This is a genomic window from Paenibacillus sp. E222, from assembly GCF_013401555.1.
In the GTDB taxonomy this organism is placed as follows: domain Bacteria; phylum Bacillota; class Bacilli; order Paenibacillales; family Paenibacillaceae; genus Paenibacillus.
In genome coordinates, this window is the sequence record NZ_CP058552.1 from 5,940,189 (window position 1) to 5,957,598 (window position 17,410).

Below are 17,410 nucleotides of genomic sequence, written 5' to 3' on the forward strand. Positions count from 1 at the left end.
TTTCAATTGGATTTTCCGTTTATCGGTTCCGTTATCCTGTACACGCCTTGAGTTCAGCTTGGTGTACAAGTTCCACTTACTTAAATGTCTTTGACAGATCAGCAGGTTGACTGCTGCTGCCTGCCTTGTCTTTCTTTGTATTTGAACTGGCAATCCGCTGCTGCAAATGCGCATAGAACAAATCCTCATCGATCGGCAGATCCACCCAGTTATCGGTCCAGGTTGACAGCAACATGGCATTGGACAAGGTTAACCCATGGATACCCTCTTCTCCAGGAGCAATGAGCGGGGTCCCGTTCAGGATGGCATCGATCCAGTTGCGAATCAGGCCAGGATGTCCGGTTTCCACACCCGTAATTGGCACCTCGCATTTCCAGCATTCCGGCTGTCCGAATCCTCCGGTAAATCTTTGATTGAATTCAGGTTCGGGTTCACGAAGACGCCAGAAAGTCAACTGACCATCTTCAATGACAATTTTGCCGCGATCCCCATTGACCTCGAACCGGTTGGTGCCTGGTGCTTCACCTGTCGTGGTCACAAATACACCCGTTGCTCCATTTTCATACTCGACATATGCCGTTACATCATCTTCTACTTCAATGTTCCGGTATTTGCCGAATGAACAGAAAGCACGCATACGCACCGGCATCATACCGATGGTCCATTGCCACAGGTCCAGTTGATGAGGGTCCTGGTTGATCAGGACACCGCCCCCTTCACCAGCCCATGTTGCCCGCCAGCCGCCTGAATCATAATAGCTCTGAGAGCGATACCAGTTCGTAATAATCCAGTTGGTGCGACGTACCTCACCCAGTTCTCCCGAGGCAATCAGATCTTTGAGTTTGATATATAAAGGGTTGGTTCGCTGGTTATACATCATGGAAAATACTTTGCCGCTTGCAGCAGCCGCTTCATTCATTTTGCGTACCTGTTTGGTGTACACTCCGGCAGGTTTCTCAATCATGACATGCAGGCCATACTGAAAAGCCTGAATGGCTTTTTCGGGATGGTCATAATGCGGGGTTGCAATAATTACCGCATCAATCGTCCCTGATGACATCATCTGCTCCGCATCCTGCCAATAGGTGACTGAAGCCGGAAGGTTGCTGGATACCCAGCTCTCCATTTCTTGTCTCACATCACACACAGCCACCAGTTCTGCACCAGGTACTTCTCCTGCTACCAACGTTCTGGCATGGGCTGCACCCATATTCCCAATTCCAATAACGGCTACTCGAACCAAACTCATACCTGTACCTCCTCGTCCACACGACGTTCAATTTCGGCAAAAACATCTGCAAAATGCTGTAACATCGCCTTCGATTCCAAGACTCCGCTAAAATCCTCAATCCCGTAATATCCATCATATCCAACGGATTTGAGGTCACGGAATACTTGCAACCAGTTCACCACACCCTCGGTTAAGGGGGCCCACTGACAATGCCAGTTTGATGTTAGCGAAATTTCTGTATTTTGTTCATTCACACTGGAATTCGAATTCATGTTTGATGCATCCTTGAACCAAGCTGCATTCTTCACATGCACATGTGCCAGATAAGGTCCCAGTAATTCCAGTCCCATACGATGGTTCTCATATCCTTCATGGACCATGTTACCTGGATCATACAATACCCCTACATGCTGTGAATCCAGAGATTGCACGAGCCGATAAGCCAGTGATGCAGTGGGGGCAATCGTTTGGTGATGGGTCTCTACTACAGCTTTTACCTTATACTGTTGGGCCATCTCTTGAACCTCATTCAGATAATGCACAGCTTGCTTGTATAATTCAGGATAGCTGGTTTTGCGATCATAACCGGGAACCCCAACACGCATCATGGATGCTCCCAAGGCTTGTGCCGTTTGAAATGCTTGCTCTGTAGCAAGCAGATCTCCGCAGCTCAGATAAGGCACCAATGCAATCGATTGTCTGCCATGCTTTTTTGCCACTTCACGGAATGCAGGTACCTGTTCCTCCCACTGGTCTGGATCTATCGAGCAACGATTATGTCTCCAATAAGAAGGTTCTTCGGACAAAGCATCCGCCGGTATTCCACGATATCTCCATTCGATCCCTTCAATACCGGCTGCGGCTGCAGCAGAAGCCAATTCTTCTGCGGTCAAGTCCGGTGTGGCTACAGTGAATACAGACAATTTCATCAACATTCATCCCCTTATGTAAACGTATTCAATTAATTGTTGTAAACGCATTGTATCATTCATACGAAGGCCTCCATAGGGGGCAACGAGAAGAGATGAATGACAGATAAACAGCAGACCATATTCCCCATTCAGAGATAACTTGCAAGTTCCTTTTTGAATGCATACATAGCAAAAAGCACCCCGAATAACAGAAGATCCTTCTGATTCGAGATGCCTAATTTGCAACTTCTATTTTACATCATAAAAAACATGTTCCGCCTGCAACTTCCCTAAATGTGTCGTCATAATACCAAAAGAATATTGGGGCTGAAAGCGCCGATCCGTAGGAGAACCCGGATTAAATATCAGCACACCATTGACCGTATGCATCACCGGAATGTGCGAATGTCCAAAAATCACAGCATCCACCTGCTGCCCTGCAAAGGTGTGGATCGCATTCTGCTCGGTAGACTTCGATCCCAGATGACCATGTACAAGACCAAGACGCAAACCATCCGCCTCAACGATGCGGGAGAACCCGAGTTTTTGACCTATTTCAGGCGGGTCCGTATTACCTGCAACACCTTCAAGCGGTGCGTAAGCGCTGAGCAGCTTGTGTACACTCCAGTCCGACCAATCCCCGGCATGGAGAATCAGATCGGCATCTGATAGCGCCTCAACCAAGGGATCGGGTAACTTACGTGCTCTTCGAGGTAAATGAGTGTCCGAGATGACAATAATTTTCATAGTACAGCACACCTTCCCTTTCCCTTACATTACGCTTTATTCGGCATGTGATGGAAGAACTTCAAGCTGGGAACAGGAACGCTCCATATCTTCAAGTGTAATGGATGCGAAGAACTGTTCCACCTTTGATTCGGCAACCTGGTACAGATTAGTCAGAAGGCTATCGATACGAAGGCCAACATCACAATTTGGATTACAGTTACCGTGAATCGGAAACAATGGCCCTTCATCCTTGGCAGCCTGATAGATCATGGATAATGTGATTTCGCTTGAAGGCTTGGCGAGGTAAAATCCTCTTGTTCCCGGTGAGGAGTCCACAAGTCCTGCCTTTTTCAACCCGCCCAGAATACGTCTGACCACGACAGGGTTGGTATTCACACTACCTGCAATCAGTGCCGAAGTGATTCGTTCAGGCGCGCTGAAAGACAACAACAACAAACAATGCACACTGACCGAAAAATGAGTACTCATGATTAACCACCTTTTATTTGAGCATTATAATGCTGATTTTATATCATCCCAGATGTGTTGGTTTACTCGGAGAACAGGTCCTGTTCAGGACGTGCCCGGATTTTTAACTGCCGAACGCTGTATTCCAATTGTTTCACAATATCATCCAGTTGTTTGCGATCAATCTTCGTTGGATCTTCCACTGGCTTCGCCGACGACTTCAGATCCCGAATCGTTAACTGCTGCTCTTGCCACTTGTCCATCAGATCCGCTATATTGGCATAGAAACGTTCGTAATCTTTAATAACCAAATCAAGATAGGCATCCACCTCATCCGGATCATAACCACGAAGTTTATAATTGAATTGTTTTTCATGAATCGATAAAGCATCGAGCTGCACGCCCAATTGTTTGAACAATTGTCTTTGTTTGTCCAATCTTCGTTTCATATGCTCATCCATATTGACAACCCTCCATTATCAAACGCGCCGCGGTATGCATCAAGAAGATTCTTTGATACCGCCGCATTTTCTCTCTATATTTTTTATAACACATTATCCGTCAGATATAAAATCGAACGACCCTTTTTGCACACGAAACTGATTGCTTCTTATGAAATTCGGGTAAGGACTGACTACAACCCCATTGCGGGAAAGGAGCATGTCCTTATGAGTACATTAACCAAAGATCAACTTCAAGAGCTGAAAAACGCTCTTTTGGAACAACGTGAAGACCTACAGCGCCATTTTGAATCCAGCATGGAAGACGGTGCTCCAGCCGAGTCCCTGAAAGATTCAACTGGCGAGCTGTCATCATACGATAATCACCCGGCAGATGCCGGTACGGAGACGTTTGAGCGAAGCCGTGACTTGGCGATAGATGATACGTTAACCGAAGAGTTCAATCAAGTGAATGAAGCGCTGGAGCGAATCGAACAAGGAACGTATGGCACCTGTGTGACCTGTGGTAAGGATATTCCCTTTGAACGACTCGAAGCGATCCCTTACACAGCCTACTGTATCGATGATACGCCTAACCGCGAGTTAAGCAACGAACGGCCCGTTGAGGAGGAAGTCATGACGATGCCACCGAGCGGTGCCGGAGAAGTCAGACAGCGCAATGCTGGCAAGTTCGATAACGCTGACGCCTGGGAAGCCGTCGAGGAATATGGCACATCGAATTCCCCTGCAACCGCAGCCAAACGTGACGTGAAAGATTATGATGAAAACATGTAGTTTATGAAAAAATTAAGAATGGTTACGCTAAAATGGTATATGTCTTCCATCATGCCAAATTACGCATGAAAAAGCCGCCAATGGCGGCTTTTTGCTTGGTGGAGCATATCATCTTTACACAAACGAAACTTTAATAAAGCCGATGAATATGCTTCGATTACTCTTCCGCCAGACCACCAGACGAGGATTCCTTCTGCTTTTTAGCAGGTCTTGACGTTTTGGCAGCGGGCTTGCCTTTATCGGGTGAAGCCTTCTTTTTCAATTTCCCTGCGGTTTCCGAAACAGGCTTATTCACCGTATCTTTGGATAGGGAACTGAATAAATGAAAGACCTCTTGTTCCGCATCATGCCTGTCTTTCGTTAAATAGGGTTCACACATCTTCGTAATGTTGTTGTACAACTGCTCTACTTCTTCGCGGCTAGCATACAACGTCATATCTGAGATAAACATACGGTCCCCGTTTTCCGCCTGATTCATAAATCTCCGACGGCTCTGCTCAAACATTTCATTTAACAACTTGAAGGTTTCGGAACGAAATACTTCCTTCAAAGGTGAATTCTCTTCGTCTTCGTTACGGAGCTGAATTTCCCCCTTGAAGGGCTCGTAATATTTGGCGATAATTCCATTAATTTCACGAGTGGATACGATGGTAAGCAGACCGATTTTCTCCAGTTTTTTCACATGATAATGTACCTTGGCTGGCACTTCGCCCATCTGGTCTGCGATCTCTTTAACCGTAGAGGGTCTGCCCTGTTTATTAAACATGTTCAAGATCTGTATCCGATACGGATCGGAGTAGACCTTAATTTCTTCAATCGTTGAAAGTACTTTGCGCTGCATACCTGTATCCTCATTTCCGGGGTACCTGTTGCCCATCATGTGTATATTATACCGTCCGAACAGGGTTTCGGTCAAAACAGGCTGAAGATAACAGGCTTCAGGAAGCCTTATTATAGAACCGTGCGGAAAGTCTTGCTCAGAAGCACCAGCGCGGCTGACATGGCAAGCATAACACCAAACACAATAAACAGAATCGGCAATGCCACCCAATCGGCAAGGGCTCCTGAAACCAAGCTCCCTAAAGGAGCAACACTGACGACGAGCATACTTTGAAGAGCATACACCCTCCCAAGCATATCGGAAGGCGTAACTTCCATCAGATAGGATGCAAGGGGTGTAGTAGCGAGTGGAATTCCCATGCCCATCATCAGACAAAAGACAGCAGCAACAGGCAGCTGGTAGGACGTCATGTAAGCCGGGAGTGCAGTCATGGCATAACTGAGCCCCAACATGACAATGCCGACGATGACCAGCACACTTTTACGGTAATTCGATCCTCGGTGAGACAGCCACAAGCCACTCAGTACCATGCCTGCCACAATCAGCCCACTGAGTAGACTTAACCCTCCTGCTCCGGCGTGCAGCGTTTCAATGACATATGGCGTGCGAAGAACATTGAATGGCATCAGACAGAAGTTAACGAAGGCAAACAGAATGGAAACGATCAGTAACAACACATGTTTACGCATAAAATGAAAGGCTTCTGTCATTTCAGAAAATATACTTTTTCTTGCTGGAGGAGAATCAGATGATTCTAATGTTTTATTTTCATTGTTAGATGATGTTTGAGTTTTCGGGTACCCCACACGGCTCATCAGGAGTGCACTTAAGGCAAACAAGCCCGCATCGATCAATATCGTCCACGTGATCCCTGCCGTTGCAATTAACGTCCCCGCTACTGCAAGTCCTGCGAGCTCTGCAACCCGGGTTGCAGATGAGGCCATGGCGTTACCAGACAACAGCATTGATTTGGGAAGTAATCGCGGTACAGTGGATACCTCTGCGGGTGACGCAAAACATTCCAGAAGGGAATTCAAAATAGTGATGACGAACAGATGCCAGACTTGCAGTTCACCCAGACCAAACAATAGTGCTGTAATGCCAACAAATAATCCTCGGCCGGTATTCGTCAGCACAATCACCTTTTTGGGAGACATGCGGTCAACCAGTGCGCCGACAAACAGCCCCAGAAAGATACTCGGCAAAAAGTTAACTGCCAGCAATGTTCCCATCAGCAGCTTTGAACCTGTCAAAATGTACACCATCCAGCTATAGGCAATGGAATCAATCGAATCGCCAAATCTGGATACAACCTTGCTCACCATAAACTGAACATAAGGTTTAATCCGAATTAATTCTCCGATCCCTTGTTTGTGTGCGACTGTACCTTCGCTCATGATTACTCCGCCTCTCAACGTGAAAATATTTTTAATGTTAATTTTATTTTAACGTATGATATGCGAAAATCAACCCTTTCGTGAAAATATTTTTAACGATGTGTTTATCCTTATACAACACAAAAAAACAGACCACAGGGTCTGTTCTCTTTGCATCAAAATTTGCTGCTATGATTCGTAGTTCATGTATTAGTCCTCAGTCTTGAATTGAAATCCAATACTCTCTTCATCTGCCTCCAGCATCAACTGATACACCTTCTCTGCCTCACTACCCAGCCGTTCCTTGCTGATCTGGTAGTTCGTCCAGGTTAGTTCAAGCGGCAGCTCAATCATGGCTGTAAGGCAGTCCCACAAGGCGTCCAGATTTGCACCGTAAAAGTCCGGCAGTTCAAGCTTTTGCTTTAATAGCTCATGCAGCTCTGTTGTGTTATAAAAATCCTCACCGTTAAGTACTATCCTCTTCATGTCGGTCCTGTCCTTCCTTATTTCAAGCGAGTAAAGGATGCATAGTGGTCTGTCGTTTTGTAAATCAAGCCGTCATTGGAGTACAGGATGCGGTCCGAATTACGGAATCCGGAAGTATAATTGATATCCGCTTCACGCCAAGTACGCCCACTTGCTGCTGGAAGCAAACCTTCCCGGTTGCTAAACACGTCTCCACCGATACTTTTGCCCGGAGCAACCGTAGCAAGGTTGCCTTGGGACGATACCCAGCCCAGTGCCGTTGCCTGTGCTTTGGTAATGTAGTTGCATGGCAGTTTGCCGTTGGCGCTGAGATAGTTAGCCACACCCGTAAACGTGTTGATGATGGTACACGTTGCAGCTGAAGCCTTCTGCTGTCCAACCGGAGCGATCTGTGAACTGGTGAAGAAAACAATCGTTAACATAACCGCGAGCAGTGCTGTAGACATAAACTTTTTCATCAATCCAGCCTCCCAATGACTTAAAATGGATGAACGTTGCCACTATGTAAGTGATATGAGATGTGAATTCCACCTGGATGTACGTTCTGCTAGATTATAGTGAACAAGCCATCTATTTACTATTTATATCACATCATTTTGGAGGAAAGATCAAATTCAACTGCCGTTTTTGTAAAAATATATAAATATAACATTTAAATACAACAAAAGACTCACATCCCGGGGGATGGAGTCTACCATTTCGGTAAATTCCTATCATCTATCATGCTAAGCATGTTATTATGTTAGCTTCTCCTTTAATCCACTAACTGTACCCGTTGACGGGTTCGTGCCGATTCCAGGCATGCATCAATGACACGCATATTCTGAATGGTGTTTTGCGGACTGAACGGTAGCTCTTCTCCTTCAAGCACTGCGGCTGCAAAGGTCTCCACCTGCAAAACGTAGGAGTTCGATACCGATACACGTTCCTCACGGCTGACGGAATCGGTGTGCACGATAATCTGTGGTGGAATATCACTGTTCTCCCAACCGAACACCTTGGGTAGTTCAATCCGTCCATCGGTACCGAGAATTTCCATCTCGGCTCGTCCCGAGGCCCACATGCCGCAGTCAAACGTTAACGCTACTGAATTGGGAAACTCCACAAGTCCTGAAGCCATCATATCGACGCCATCATGCTCTTCCGAAAATAGAGCGTGTACTGTTACAGCTTCCGGCTCCTGCCCCAGATACATGCGGGCTGCCGAGATTGGATATACGCCAAGATCAAATAATGATCCTCCGCCCATCTCCCTTTTGAACCTTACATTGTCTTTATCGTCAGCGGTATTACAAGTGAAATTGCCATGGAGCGCTCTGACCGTACCAATCTCCCCACTGGCAATAATCTCTTGCACACGTCTATGCTTGGGGTGGTATCGATACATAATGGCTTCTGCAAACAGTACGCCGTGCTGTTGACATACCTCAATCATTTCCGCCGCTTCATCTGAATTCAGAGCAGCCGGTTTCTCACATAATACATGTTTTCCAGCCTGAGCAGCCTTAATCGTCCACTCCTTGTGCATGTGGTTCGGCAGAGGAATATACACAGCTTCAATATCCGGGTCCGCAATGAGTTCATCATAGCTGCCATACGCTCTGGCAATGTCGAGCTCATTCGCAAGAGCTTCCGCCTTCTCCTTGCTGCGGCTAGCTATCGCCAAGACCTCACCACGTTCGGATTGTTGAATCGCCGGAATGACTGCATTTTTCGCGATTGTGGATGTACCAAGTACACCCCACTGTAGTTGTCTGTCCATGCTTATCTTCCTTTCACTCCGTAATTGTCCTCTTCTGCCTTGTGTAACATACCGAGACAACGATCAAGATCGGCTTTGACCTGTTTTTTATATAATTCGGCTTTCTCCGCACCATCATCCGTGAAGTGATATAAAACGATTTCCTGAAAATCGACTTTCGGATCACTGCCCTTTAGCTTCTTCGTACGATAAAAGACACCCTGTTGAACCAATTCATGCAGCGCCCGGTATATCTCGCTCTGGGGTGGTACATATCCGTAGGCTTTGAATTCCTGCTTCATTGCCTCCAGCATTTCATAGCCGTATCCCCTATGCTGTTCAACCATGGTAATCAGATACAGCTTAATAAATGCCCGCTGCGCAATCATAAAAGCCACGTTCATTCCCCTCCTGTCAGCTCTATATATCTAGTATTATAAAACTTATGTTCCCCTTCTGCCATCTTTATCCGTCTTTCTCCCTTTAATCCATGGGCGTTGGAAGGCAAGAAGGAGAAATGATGGCTAGGCAGGAACGTAAGGTAGAGCGAGAATTTGGGTTTTCTATTATGAATTTTTCATGTAATGAAATTTTAAAATTTATTTCAAAAGTGTTAATCATGGTATTGGCGTCACTTTTTTTTCAGGTTGTTGCCTTCATTTTTATCGGCCTTCAACTCACTGTTGTTCTGAATTTTTCATATAATGATGTATTCACCTGTTAATCAGGCTTGGACTTCGGTACGGTTCCCACAATCCACTTGCCCCAGCTTGCGCGAGAGATGAGCCATGTGAGTACGCAGGATAACTTAAGCGCAAGCAGCCAGGTGATGATCATGCGCACGACGGGGTTTAATCCCCATGCCACATAAAACTGTTCATCCGGAATGTAGCTGTAGCGCAACATCAGCATGTGCATCAGGTATCCCCCGTATGACACCCCGCCAATCCACGCCAGCAATCGTGTTACTCTGATATTGTGGAGCTTGCCAGCCAGCTGGTACATCACCATGATGGACGCAATGAGGAATAAGATCATATCCGGCCGGATGAGACTAACAGTATAGAACGTAATCTGTATACCCTCCGGCTTCTGGAACTCCTGCATTAACTTATATATAAACCGAAGACCCAGCACAATAAACACGGTCCAATATACCCAGCGCAAACGTTGAATCCGCTCATTCCAGCGTTGAACCGATAGACCGGCTGCCGCACCAAGCACAAAATAAAAAAAGAAATACAGGAAATTTCGATCAGCATAGGTGGTAAAGGCATCGGTCAGCACCGGGACATTCAACCAATCCATGAACCTGGCGATATTTCGCAATTGATCCGCGAGCACTAGGTACACCACACCGGAGATCAGAAGAGCTATGGTGCGCCCCTTCGCCTCATATCGGTTATAGACATAACGGATTGCTCTCAAAAACAGGGGAAATAAAAGATAAAACTGAATAAGCATAATAATGTACCAAAAATGCGAGGTCGTTTTACCCGTGATTAATTTCAAACCAAGGTCAGGGATATCCTGCCAACCAAATCCGTTCCATCCGCGAGGCGCGAGTGTGAAGTAGATCAGGGACCAGATCATATAGGGAACGATGACATCGGTTAAGCGCTTTTGCATGAAACGTCCATAATGCAACTTGTCTCCTGTATTATAGAAAAGCACCATACCTGTGATGAAAATAAACAGGGGTACTGCAAATTTGGACAGCATCAGCAGGATCGCGAGCAATACGCCATCTTCCAGTCCCGCTTCCGGGACTACGGAATAATGAGCTATGGAGTGCTGAAGGACGACTGCCGCAAAAGCAATTCCCCTCAGACTCTCAATTTCTGTAATTCGTTCTTTACGAGGCATAACAGACAGCCTCCTTTCTTGGTTTTGCCATGAAAACGACGTACAATGAAGCCATATATGGATGAACGGGGGGATTCACATCTCAGATACAGACCAAGACATAACTACCATTGACTCCAAATATGTACAACAGCATCTGGCTAATGAACGGACCTTTTTGGCCTGGGTTCGTACCGGCATTGCCATGGTTGGGATCGGCTTTCTCGCAGCCGGCTTCGGCTTCAGTTCAACGGCCTATGATCGGATGGCCCATCTCGCAGCCATCATCATTGGTATTACTTCCTTGGTCAGCGGCATTCTGATCATCTTGTGTTCCGCTTCCGCTTATCATCGAAAACGCAATCAGATTAATTCACAGACATTCCAGGCATCCACGAAATTGATTCGGTTCCTGACGCTGATGCTGCTGGTGATTGGACTGGCCCTGGCCGTATTACTGTATGTATTGTTATTCCCTGCCTGGCAGGTTTAACACCTGAACCTCAGACTTTCATTGATTCATCATATACAGGTACAAAAGCCGGCTTCCTCTAAGGAAACCGGCTGATGACCACCTGGTGGTTCACATATATCATTCCAGTTGAAGATTCCTGTCTTTACTGAACCGATTTATTATAGAAAAGTATTGTTGCCAAGTCGAGCGGCCTTATCCCGAGCTTCCAATCTTTGATTTTCCATATCGAGATCCGTGCGCTCAACCGTAACATCATCCCGATTGACATCGATTCTGTCCCGGTTCACATAACTGTTACTGCTAAACACGTCATAAACATCCGTGTCCCGATCCGTAGAGTCCACGAGTAGCAGGATTTTACCACTTTGCACGTATTCCTCATACTGTCTTGCATCCTCTTCCGGAATGCCGAGACCCACGAGTCCACCTACAAGTCCGCCTGCTCCTGCACCTACAGCTGCACCCGTAAAGGCTGCGGCAATAGGGCCTGCGGCCAGAATAGGACCGATGCCCGGAATCGCCAATGCTCCAATGCCAGCGAGCAATCCAGCGACCCCACCTAGCACTCCGCCTGTTGCCGCACCTGCAGCTACACCTTCGGGCGCTTTTGTACCCGTCTCTTCGCGAATGGCCTTCAGTTCATCCCGATCCTGTGTGACTACCGAGATTTCATCTGAAGTGAATCCTTGCGCTTTCAGTCCCTCGATTGCGGATGATGCCTCACGTTCTGTATTAAACACACCTACGATTTTCTTCTGCATAGTGAATCCCTCCTCATCTAATTGAGTGGTTCGCTATGTTATTACCCGCCTCGTTTTCTTTCAAACGCTTCCACCGCAATATCATAATCCTGGAAGACCTAAGAAATTGACAGAACAATGATATGCAGCGAGTCACCGCGCTAGGGTCTGCACACGGTGTGAAACGAAGTAGAACTCAGGAAAGTAACCGTTGATATGCAAAGCCTCATCTGGTTTTGGCTTCTATTCCGGAGCAATTGGACAGAAGAATACAAGGGGCTCAGCAGGTTGTTTTCTAAAGAACGTAGGACGTCTTAATTGGACCCTATACTCTCATTTTCAATGATAAGGAGCACCAGACACGTTATTTTCTCTAAAACGCCTTAAAAAACGCCACAGACAGCTCCATAATCAGATATAACGTGATCTCACGTTCGCTATCCCTCTGTAGGCGCTTCAAACTCCTGTATAACACGTCTCATGTTCGTTAGCGCTCAAGATGCCGCCTAATCCCTAATCTGCCCATCGCATACTCGCCCGGTTCAGGACGCAACCAGAACCCATTTTCAGATCCAGATTTGAAAACACATTCTAGCTAAACTCGCGGTTTAGCCCGGTTAGTCGCTATCGCTTCGAGCGGATCATCCGGCCAATAATGTTTGGGATAACGGCCTTTCAAGTCTTTCTTCACTTCAAAATAAGTCTCCCGCCAAAAGTTGGCCAGATCTCGTGTGACCTGTACAGGCCGCTGTGCAGGGGACAGCAAATGTATGGTCAGTGGCACTCGACCACCGCCAATACGCGGGGTCTCTTGCTGTCCAAACATTTCCTGCAGTCTCACCGCGAGCGTAGGATCTTCAGGTCGGCTGTAATCCACCGGAATGCGCGAACCACTAGGCACCTGAATATGTGTAGGAGCTTCACGATCCAATTGCTGTCGCTGCTCCCAACTCAATCCGCCGAGCAGCACATCCTGCATCGACAATTTCTTGAGATCCGCAGCAGATCGCATACCTGCCAGAAAAGGGCTGAGATGCTCTGCCAATTCTTCGGTCAGATGATCTTCGATAAGATCAGGCCATTCCGGCAAATGATGATGCAAAAAGCGCATCCTGTCTGCCAGCTGTCGCGATGATTTTGTCCAGGGCAGACAATCCAGCCCTTCGATACGTATTCCTGAAAGTAATGCTTCGAGCACCTGATCTTCGGGTGGCTGTGCAATACTGCTTTCTTTCAATGTAATGGCTCCAATTTGCAGCCTTTTATGTGCCCGCACACTGCGCGTGTTTCGGTCCCAGGCCACTTGCACTTCTTCATGAAGCAGATGTGGACCCAGCTCCAGCAATCTCTTCTCCTGCACCGGCGCAGCCAGCAGGATGCGCGCATCCGCGCCCTGGTCGTCGGCTTCGGCTGCGACCAGATAGGCTGAACGGCTCAGCGATTCTGTCGCTGCGAGCCGTACCCCGCGGCCGCTGCTCAGCAGATAGCGGCCGTCCTCCCGGCGCTGCCCGATCCGGTCCGGATAAGCGAAGGACAGCAGCCATCCGCAGCTGTCCTCATCCGGCCGTACCGGATCGGCCGCCGGGCCGAGCGCCAAGCGCAGCTGGCGGCTCTCCTGGAGCATGCGCCGCACGGCAGCACCGTCTGCGACAGACGCTGCCACTTGCGGCATGCCGCTGCTGTCTGCAGTCAGCAGCGATTCCACGCGCGGGCGCAGATCGGTGCCCGCCGCGCCTGCACTGCCACTGCTGCGGAGGCCGGCAGGCTCCTGCAGCAGTGCCGCCAGCATGCTGGCGTAGCTGGCCAGCCCAAGCTCCGCCGCGCGGAGCAGCATGCTGGCCAGTCGCGGATGCACGCCAAGCGTGTTCATCCGCCGCCCGAAGGGCGTGATGCGGCCTGCGTCGTCCAGGCCGCCCAGCTGGCGCAGCAGCGCCTGTGCCTGGCCGTAGGCTGCGGCAGGCGGGGTGTCCAGCCACTGCAGCTCTGCAGGGGACTGGACACCCCAGGCGGCAAGCTCCAGCGCCAGCGGCGCAAGGTCCGCGGAGGCAATCTCCGGCTTTGCTGCATCAGGCAGCACGCCATGGGCCTCTTCGCTCCATAGCCGGTAACACACGCCCGGTGCAATCCGCCCCGCGCGCCCCCGCCGCTGATCGGCTGATGCCTTTGACACCGGCAGGGTGACGAGCCGACTCATGCCGGTCCGCGGCGAGAATACCGAGGCACGGCTCAGCCCCGCATCCACCACCACTTTGACTCCAGCCAACGTAAGACTGGATTCGGCAATGGACGTGGACAGCACAACCTTCCGTTTACCTTCATCTGCGGGTCGCACAGCTTCATCCTGCCGTTCTACAGGCATGCTTCCATATAGAGTATGCACCTCAGCATGAGCAGGAAGCATGTGGTTGGACAGCTCTCGCTCTGTGCGATGAATTTCTTTTGCACCCGGTAGAAAAACCAGCACATCCCCTTCCTGTTCTGCCAGTGCCTTAACGACGGCCTGAGCCGTAAAAGTCTCGATCTGCTCGGATGCCGGTTTGGACATATATCGGGTTTTCACCGGAAACGTTCGTCCAGGACAGTCAATCCATTGGGTTGCCTCGCCAAGCAATGCACAGACAGGAGCGGGGTCCAGCGTAGCCGACATCACCAGCAATTTCAGATCGGGACGCAGCATGGCCCGGGATTCAAGCGCAAGCGCCAAACCAAGGTCACCCTGCAGATGCCGCTCATGAAACTCATCAAAGATAATCATCGCTGTGTCTTCCAGTCCCTGGTCCTGTTGAAGCATCCGGGTTAATACACCCTCCGTCACCACTTCTATGCGAGTGGACGGACTTACACGTGTATCCATACGTACCCGATATCCTACGGTCAGTCCCACTTTTTCACCAAGTGAAGCCGCCATTCGTGCAGCTGCCGAGCGAGCAGCCAGTCTGCGGGGCTCCAGCATAATGATTTTCCGTCCGGCAACCCATGGCTCCTCCAGCAGTGCCAGCGGTACTACGGTCGTTTTACCCGCACCTGGCTCCGCAATTAACACACCTGTATCCTTTTCCTGAAATAACTGCCTCAGCTCAGGAATAATTGGTTGTATCGGTAAATCCGTCTTCATCTCATCTCTCCTAATTGATGCTCCACGTGTCTTTGCGAATGTTAGCATTATAACAAAAAAAGAGCTCTCCCAGAAGTCATAAACATGACGGGGAACAGCTCAAGTTAAGGTTATGTTGTTCTAATGAACCGCGGACACGCTAATAGCTCCTACTGGCACAGGTCTGAAATGTAACGAATCACAAAGACGTTATTTCGTCGTTTGGGTCGCTTTTTAAATTCTTACGGCTTTTGTATAAAGGAATACCGTGCTGAGATTCGTGACATTTTACAATCCTCAATAATTCACTTTTTAAGATGTAGTCGGTTCCTTAGCATGTTGACCCAAAAGAGAAATTATTTCCTGTACAGGCTCATCACTGATACATCCAGTTAGCTCAGCAGAGACTCTGCACCATCAATAACAATTTCCGCACCTGTAATGTGTCTGGACTCCGCAGAAGCCAGGAAAGCTACCAGATCAGCGACATGTTCTGGCTGACCCGGCCCATCCGCAAGCGGCTGCTGGCCTTCCGGGAATTCCATTGGAATGACGATTTGATGCAGCTCATCCGTTTTGACCGTACTTTGGTCAATATTCGTTGCAATCGCTCCAGGACAGATGACATTGACACGTATCTTGAACTTGGCCAGTTCCAGCGCAGCCATCTTCGCAAAAGCAACCTGCCCTGCCTTGGATGTACTGTACGCCGACATGCCGAAGCTGGAGAAGCGCTGATTACCATTAATGGAGCTCGTGATAATGATACTGCCACCACCACGTTTCTTCATATGAGGCAGTGCATACTTGATCGTAAAAAAAGTCCCGTTCAGATTGGTCGTAATAATCTGCTGCCAATCCTCAACCTGAATTTCTTCAATCGGGGCCGATACCCCATTAATACCAGCGTTGGCAAAAACGATATCCAGGCCGCCAAACAATTCGATGGTCTCCAGAACTGCTTTTTCCACCCGGGAAGGATCGGAAATATCTACATCGAATGCTCTTGCCGCACCTGCACGCAGCTTATTAATTTCAGATTCTGTCTCCGAGATCCGATCATTAACCAGATCGAGCAGCGCAACATATGCTCCCTCACTCGCCAGTTTGAGCGCTGCCGCTTTGCCAATCCCCGAACCAGCACCTGTAATCATGGCGACTTTACCTTCGAACCGTGGCTTGCCGTTATGTTGTGTCATTATCCATTCCACTCCTTCTCGCTCCGTAATTATGTAAGAATGTACGTTCATGCAATATCTGTAAGTAGATTCTTCACAAGATTACCCAAAAAGAGTGTCTTTTAAATCAACATGCATAAGTTTTTTCGTAGTTGAGTCTCACCATGTTTAGCAGCATGATCAGATCATCTCGTAAGGCTTCACCCGACCTCACCATTCCAGCTCAATGAAAGCGGCATCATCTTCAAGCCCGCCCGTATGTCTCGCATCCAGCAGTACCTGGATGTGCTCATCCGGTATATAAGCCTGGATCGCATCCAGGTCATTCAGGCCATCCGTGTACATTTGCAGACGAACTACTTCACTGGCAGACAGTTTAGCTTCATAGATATGCGGTTTGCCACCAACCGGACCCTCCAGTGTAGACCAACGTTCATTCGTACGGCAGTTCACCTGAAATGCTGCCGATTCCTCCTGACCGTTACGCCAAAGACGAATGCGGGAGTCCCCCTGCCAGGCAAGCCACACCTTGCTTTTCCGGTTGCCCGCAGAGAGCTCGATACGTCCACACACATACATGGCCTGACTTCCCCTGCTCCGCTTCTCCATAAGCACTTCCCGCAGCAGTAAAGGTGAGTTTTCCCAAGGCTGCAATTTCTCCAGCTGCTCGGATGCAGGACTTGTCAAGTCATGAAGGAGACGCTCCATAGCATCCAGAGAAGGATGCTGAGTCGTTTCCAGCCAATCCAGCAAGGCGTTTCCCAGAAAGCGTGCAGCAAAATCACCAAGGTAACTCATGCCTACCCCATCACATAATACGAAAGTACACACATTACCTTTCATGCGAACAGCAGCAAAATCCTGTCCGGTGTCTCCCTGATTAACGGTCTCCGCCGCTCTTCCATAACCATACCTGCACTTGAATGTACCTTGATAACGGGTCAACGGCTGTTCCCCCGTCTGGACACTCACATAGCGGAAGCTGCCCTGATAGTGTTCAGCACGGCTTCCCTTATCTCCAGCAGACAATGTTGCCAAACGCATCGCTCTCATGATTTCC

The 17,410-nt window shown here is 48.5% G+C and carries 17 protein-coding genes and 1 pseudogene; 2 read left to right on the forward strand and 16 right to left on the reverse strand.

The features are described from left to right. Positions 1-76: 76 nt before the first annotated feature. The 5 genes from HW560_RS26275 to HW560_RS26295 all read right to left on the reverse strand — a co-directional run bounded on the left by HW560_RS26275 (position 77) and on the right by HW560_RS26295 (position 3,800). The gene (locus HW560_RS26275) at positions 77-1,249 is read right to left on the reverse strand and encodes a Gfo/Idh/MocA family protein (RefSeq protein ID WP_179265131.1); all 1,173 of its coding nucleotides are present in this window, start codon (positions 1,247-1,249) and stop codon (positions 77-79) included. Beyond that, positions 1,246-2,160, reverse strand: a complete 915-nt coding sequence (locus tag HW560_RS26280) for a sugar phosphate isomerase/epimerase family protein (RefSeq protein WP_090896239.1) — start codon at positions 2,158-2,160, stop codon at positions 1,246-1,248. Before HW560_RS26280 ends, HW560_RS26275 begins: the two co-directional genes overlap by 4 nt. A gap of 231 nt (positions 2,161-2,391) precedes the next feature. After that, a complete protein-coding gene (locus HW560_RS26285; RefSeq protein ID WP_179265132.1) occupies positions 2,392-2,889 on the reverse strand; it encodes a metallophosphoesterase family protein in 498 nt (165 codons plus the stop codon). Between the two features lie 36 nt (positions 2,890-2,925). Next, positions 2,926-3,360: an Rrf2 family transcriptional regulator gene (locus tag HW560_RS26290; RefSeq protein ID WP_090896231.1), complete on the reverse strand. Its 435-nt coding sequence runs from the start codon at positions 3,358-3,360 to the stop codon at positions 2,926-2,928. 62 nt (positions 3,361-3,422) lie between these two features. Next, positions 3,423-3,800: a DivIVA domain-containing protein gene (locus tag HW560_RS26295; RefSeq protein ID WP_024630343.1), complete on the reverse strand. Its 378-nt coding sequence runs from the start codon at positions 3,798-3,800 to the stop codon at positions 3,423-3,425. Between the two features lie 207 nt (positions 3,801-4,007). On the opposite strand from HW560_RS26295, the gene HW560_RS26300 reads away from it, so the two are divergent. Then, positions 4,008-4,574, forward strand: coding sequence for a TraR/DksA C4-type zinc finger protein (locus tag HW560_RS26300; protein WP_179265133.1), 567 nt, complete (start codon positions 4,008-4,010; stop codon positions 4,572-4,574). A 157-nt stretch (positions 4,575-4,731) separates the two neighbouring features. Here the strand turns inward: HW560_RS26300 and HW560_RS26305 are convergent, their stop codons facing one another. From HW560_RS26305 to HW560_RS26335, 7 genes and pseudogenes are all read right to left on the reverse strand, one after another. Beyond that, a complete protein-coding gene (locus HW560_RS26305) occupies positions 4,732-5,415 on the reverse strand; it encodes an ArsR/SmtB family transcription factor (protein ID WP_179265134.1) in 684 nt (227 codons plus the stop codon). Positions 5,416-5,525: 110 nt separating this feature from the next. Continuing rightward, a complete protein-coding gene (locus tag HW560_RS26310) occupies positions 5,526-6,812 on the reverse strand; it encodes an MFS transporter (protein ID WP_179265135.1) in 1,287 nt (428 codons plus the stop codon). A 189-nt stretch (positions 6,813-7,001) separates the two neighbouring features. Continuing rightward, positions 7,002-7,277 carry a barstar family protein gene (locus HW560_RS26315; protein WP_090896220.1) on the reverse strand — a complete coding sequence of 92 codons (276 nt, stop codon included), beginning with the start codon at positions 7,275-7,277 and terminating at the stop codon, positions 7,002-7,004. A gap of 17 nt (positions 7,278-7,294) precedes the next feature. Then, positions 7,295-7,624: pseudogene (locus HW560_RS26320) on the reverse strand (ribonuclease); the annotation flags it as partial. Between the two features lie 407 nt (positions 7,625-8,031). Then, positions 8,032-9,039 (reverse strand): Gfo/Idh/MocA family protein, encoded by a 1,008-nt coding sequence (locus HW560_RS26325; protein ID WP_090896213.1) that lies wholly within the window; start codon positions 9,037-9,039, stop codon positions 8,032-8,034. A 2-nt stretch (positions 9,040-9,041) separates the two neighbouring features. Then, on the reverse strand, positions 9,042-9,416 hold the full coding sequence (locus HW560_RS26330) for a replication termination protein (protein WP_063563231.1): 375 nt from the start codon (positions 9,414-9,416) through the stop codon (positions 9,042-9,044). 322 nt (positions 9,417-9,738) lie between these two features. Then, complete coding sequence (locus HW560_RS26335; protein WP_179265136.1) at positions 9,739-10,884, reverse strand: acyltransferase; 1,146 nt, start codon at positions 10,882-10,884, stop codon at positions 9,739-9,741. Between the two features lie 61 nt (positions 10,885-10,945). Between HW560_RS26335 and HW560_RS26340 the strand changes: the two genes are divergently transcribed. Continuing rightward, a complete protein-coding gene (locus tag HW560_RS26340) occupies positions 10,946-11,356 on the forward strand; it encodes a YidH family protein (protein WP_090896205.1) in 411 nt (136 codons plus the stop codon). A gap of 140 nt (positions 11,357-11,496) precedes the next feature. Here the strand turns inward: HW560_RS26340 and HW560_RS26345 are convergent, their stop codons facing one another. From HW560_RS26345 to HW560_RS26360, 4 genes are all read right to left on the reverse strand, one after another. After that, on the reverse strand, positions 11,497-12,099 hold the full coding sequence (locus tag HW560_RS26345; RefSeq protein ID WP_063563227.1) for a general stress protein: 603 nt from the start codon (positions 12,097-12,099) through the stop codon (positions 11,497-11,499). A gap of 574 nt (positions 12,100-12,673) precedes the next feature. Then, positions 12,674-15,193: an ATP-dependent helicase HrpB gene (gene hrpB / locus HW560_RS26350; protein WP_179265137.1), complete on the reverse strand. Its 2,520-nt coding sequence runs from the start codon at positions 15,191-15,193 to the stop codon at positions 12,674-12,676. Between the two features lie 371 nt (positions 15,194-15,564). Beyond that, a complete protein-coding gene (locus HW560_RS26355) occupies positions 15,565-16,371 on the reverse strand; it encodes an SDR family oxidoreductase (protein WP_090896199.1) in 807 nt (268 codons plus the stop codon). Between the two features lie 189 nt (positions 16,372-16,560). Then, positions 16,561-17,403, reverse strand: coding sequence for a hypothetical protein (locus tag HW560_RS26360; RefSeq protein ID WP_090896196.1), 843 nt, complete (start codon positions 17,401-17,403; stop codon positions 16,561-16,563). Positions 17,404-17,410: the final 7 nt, after the last annotated feature.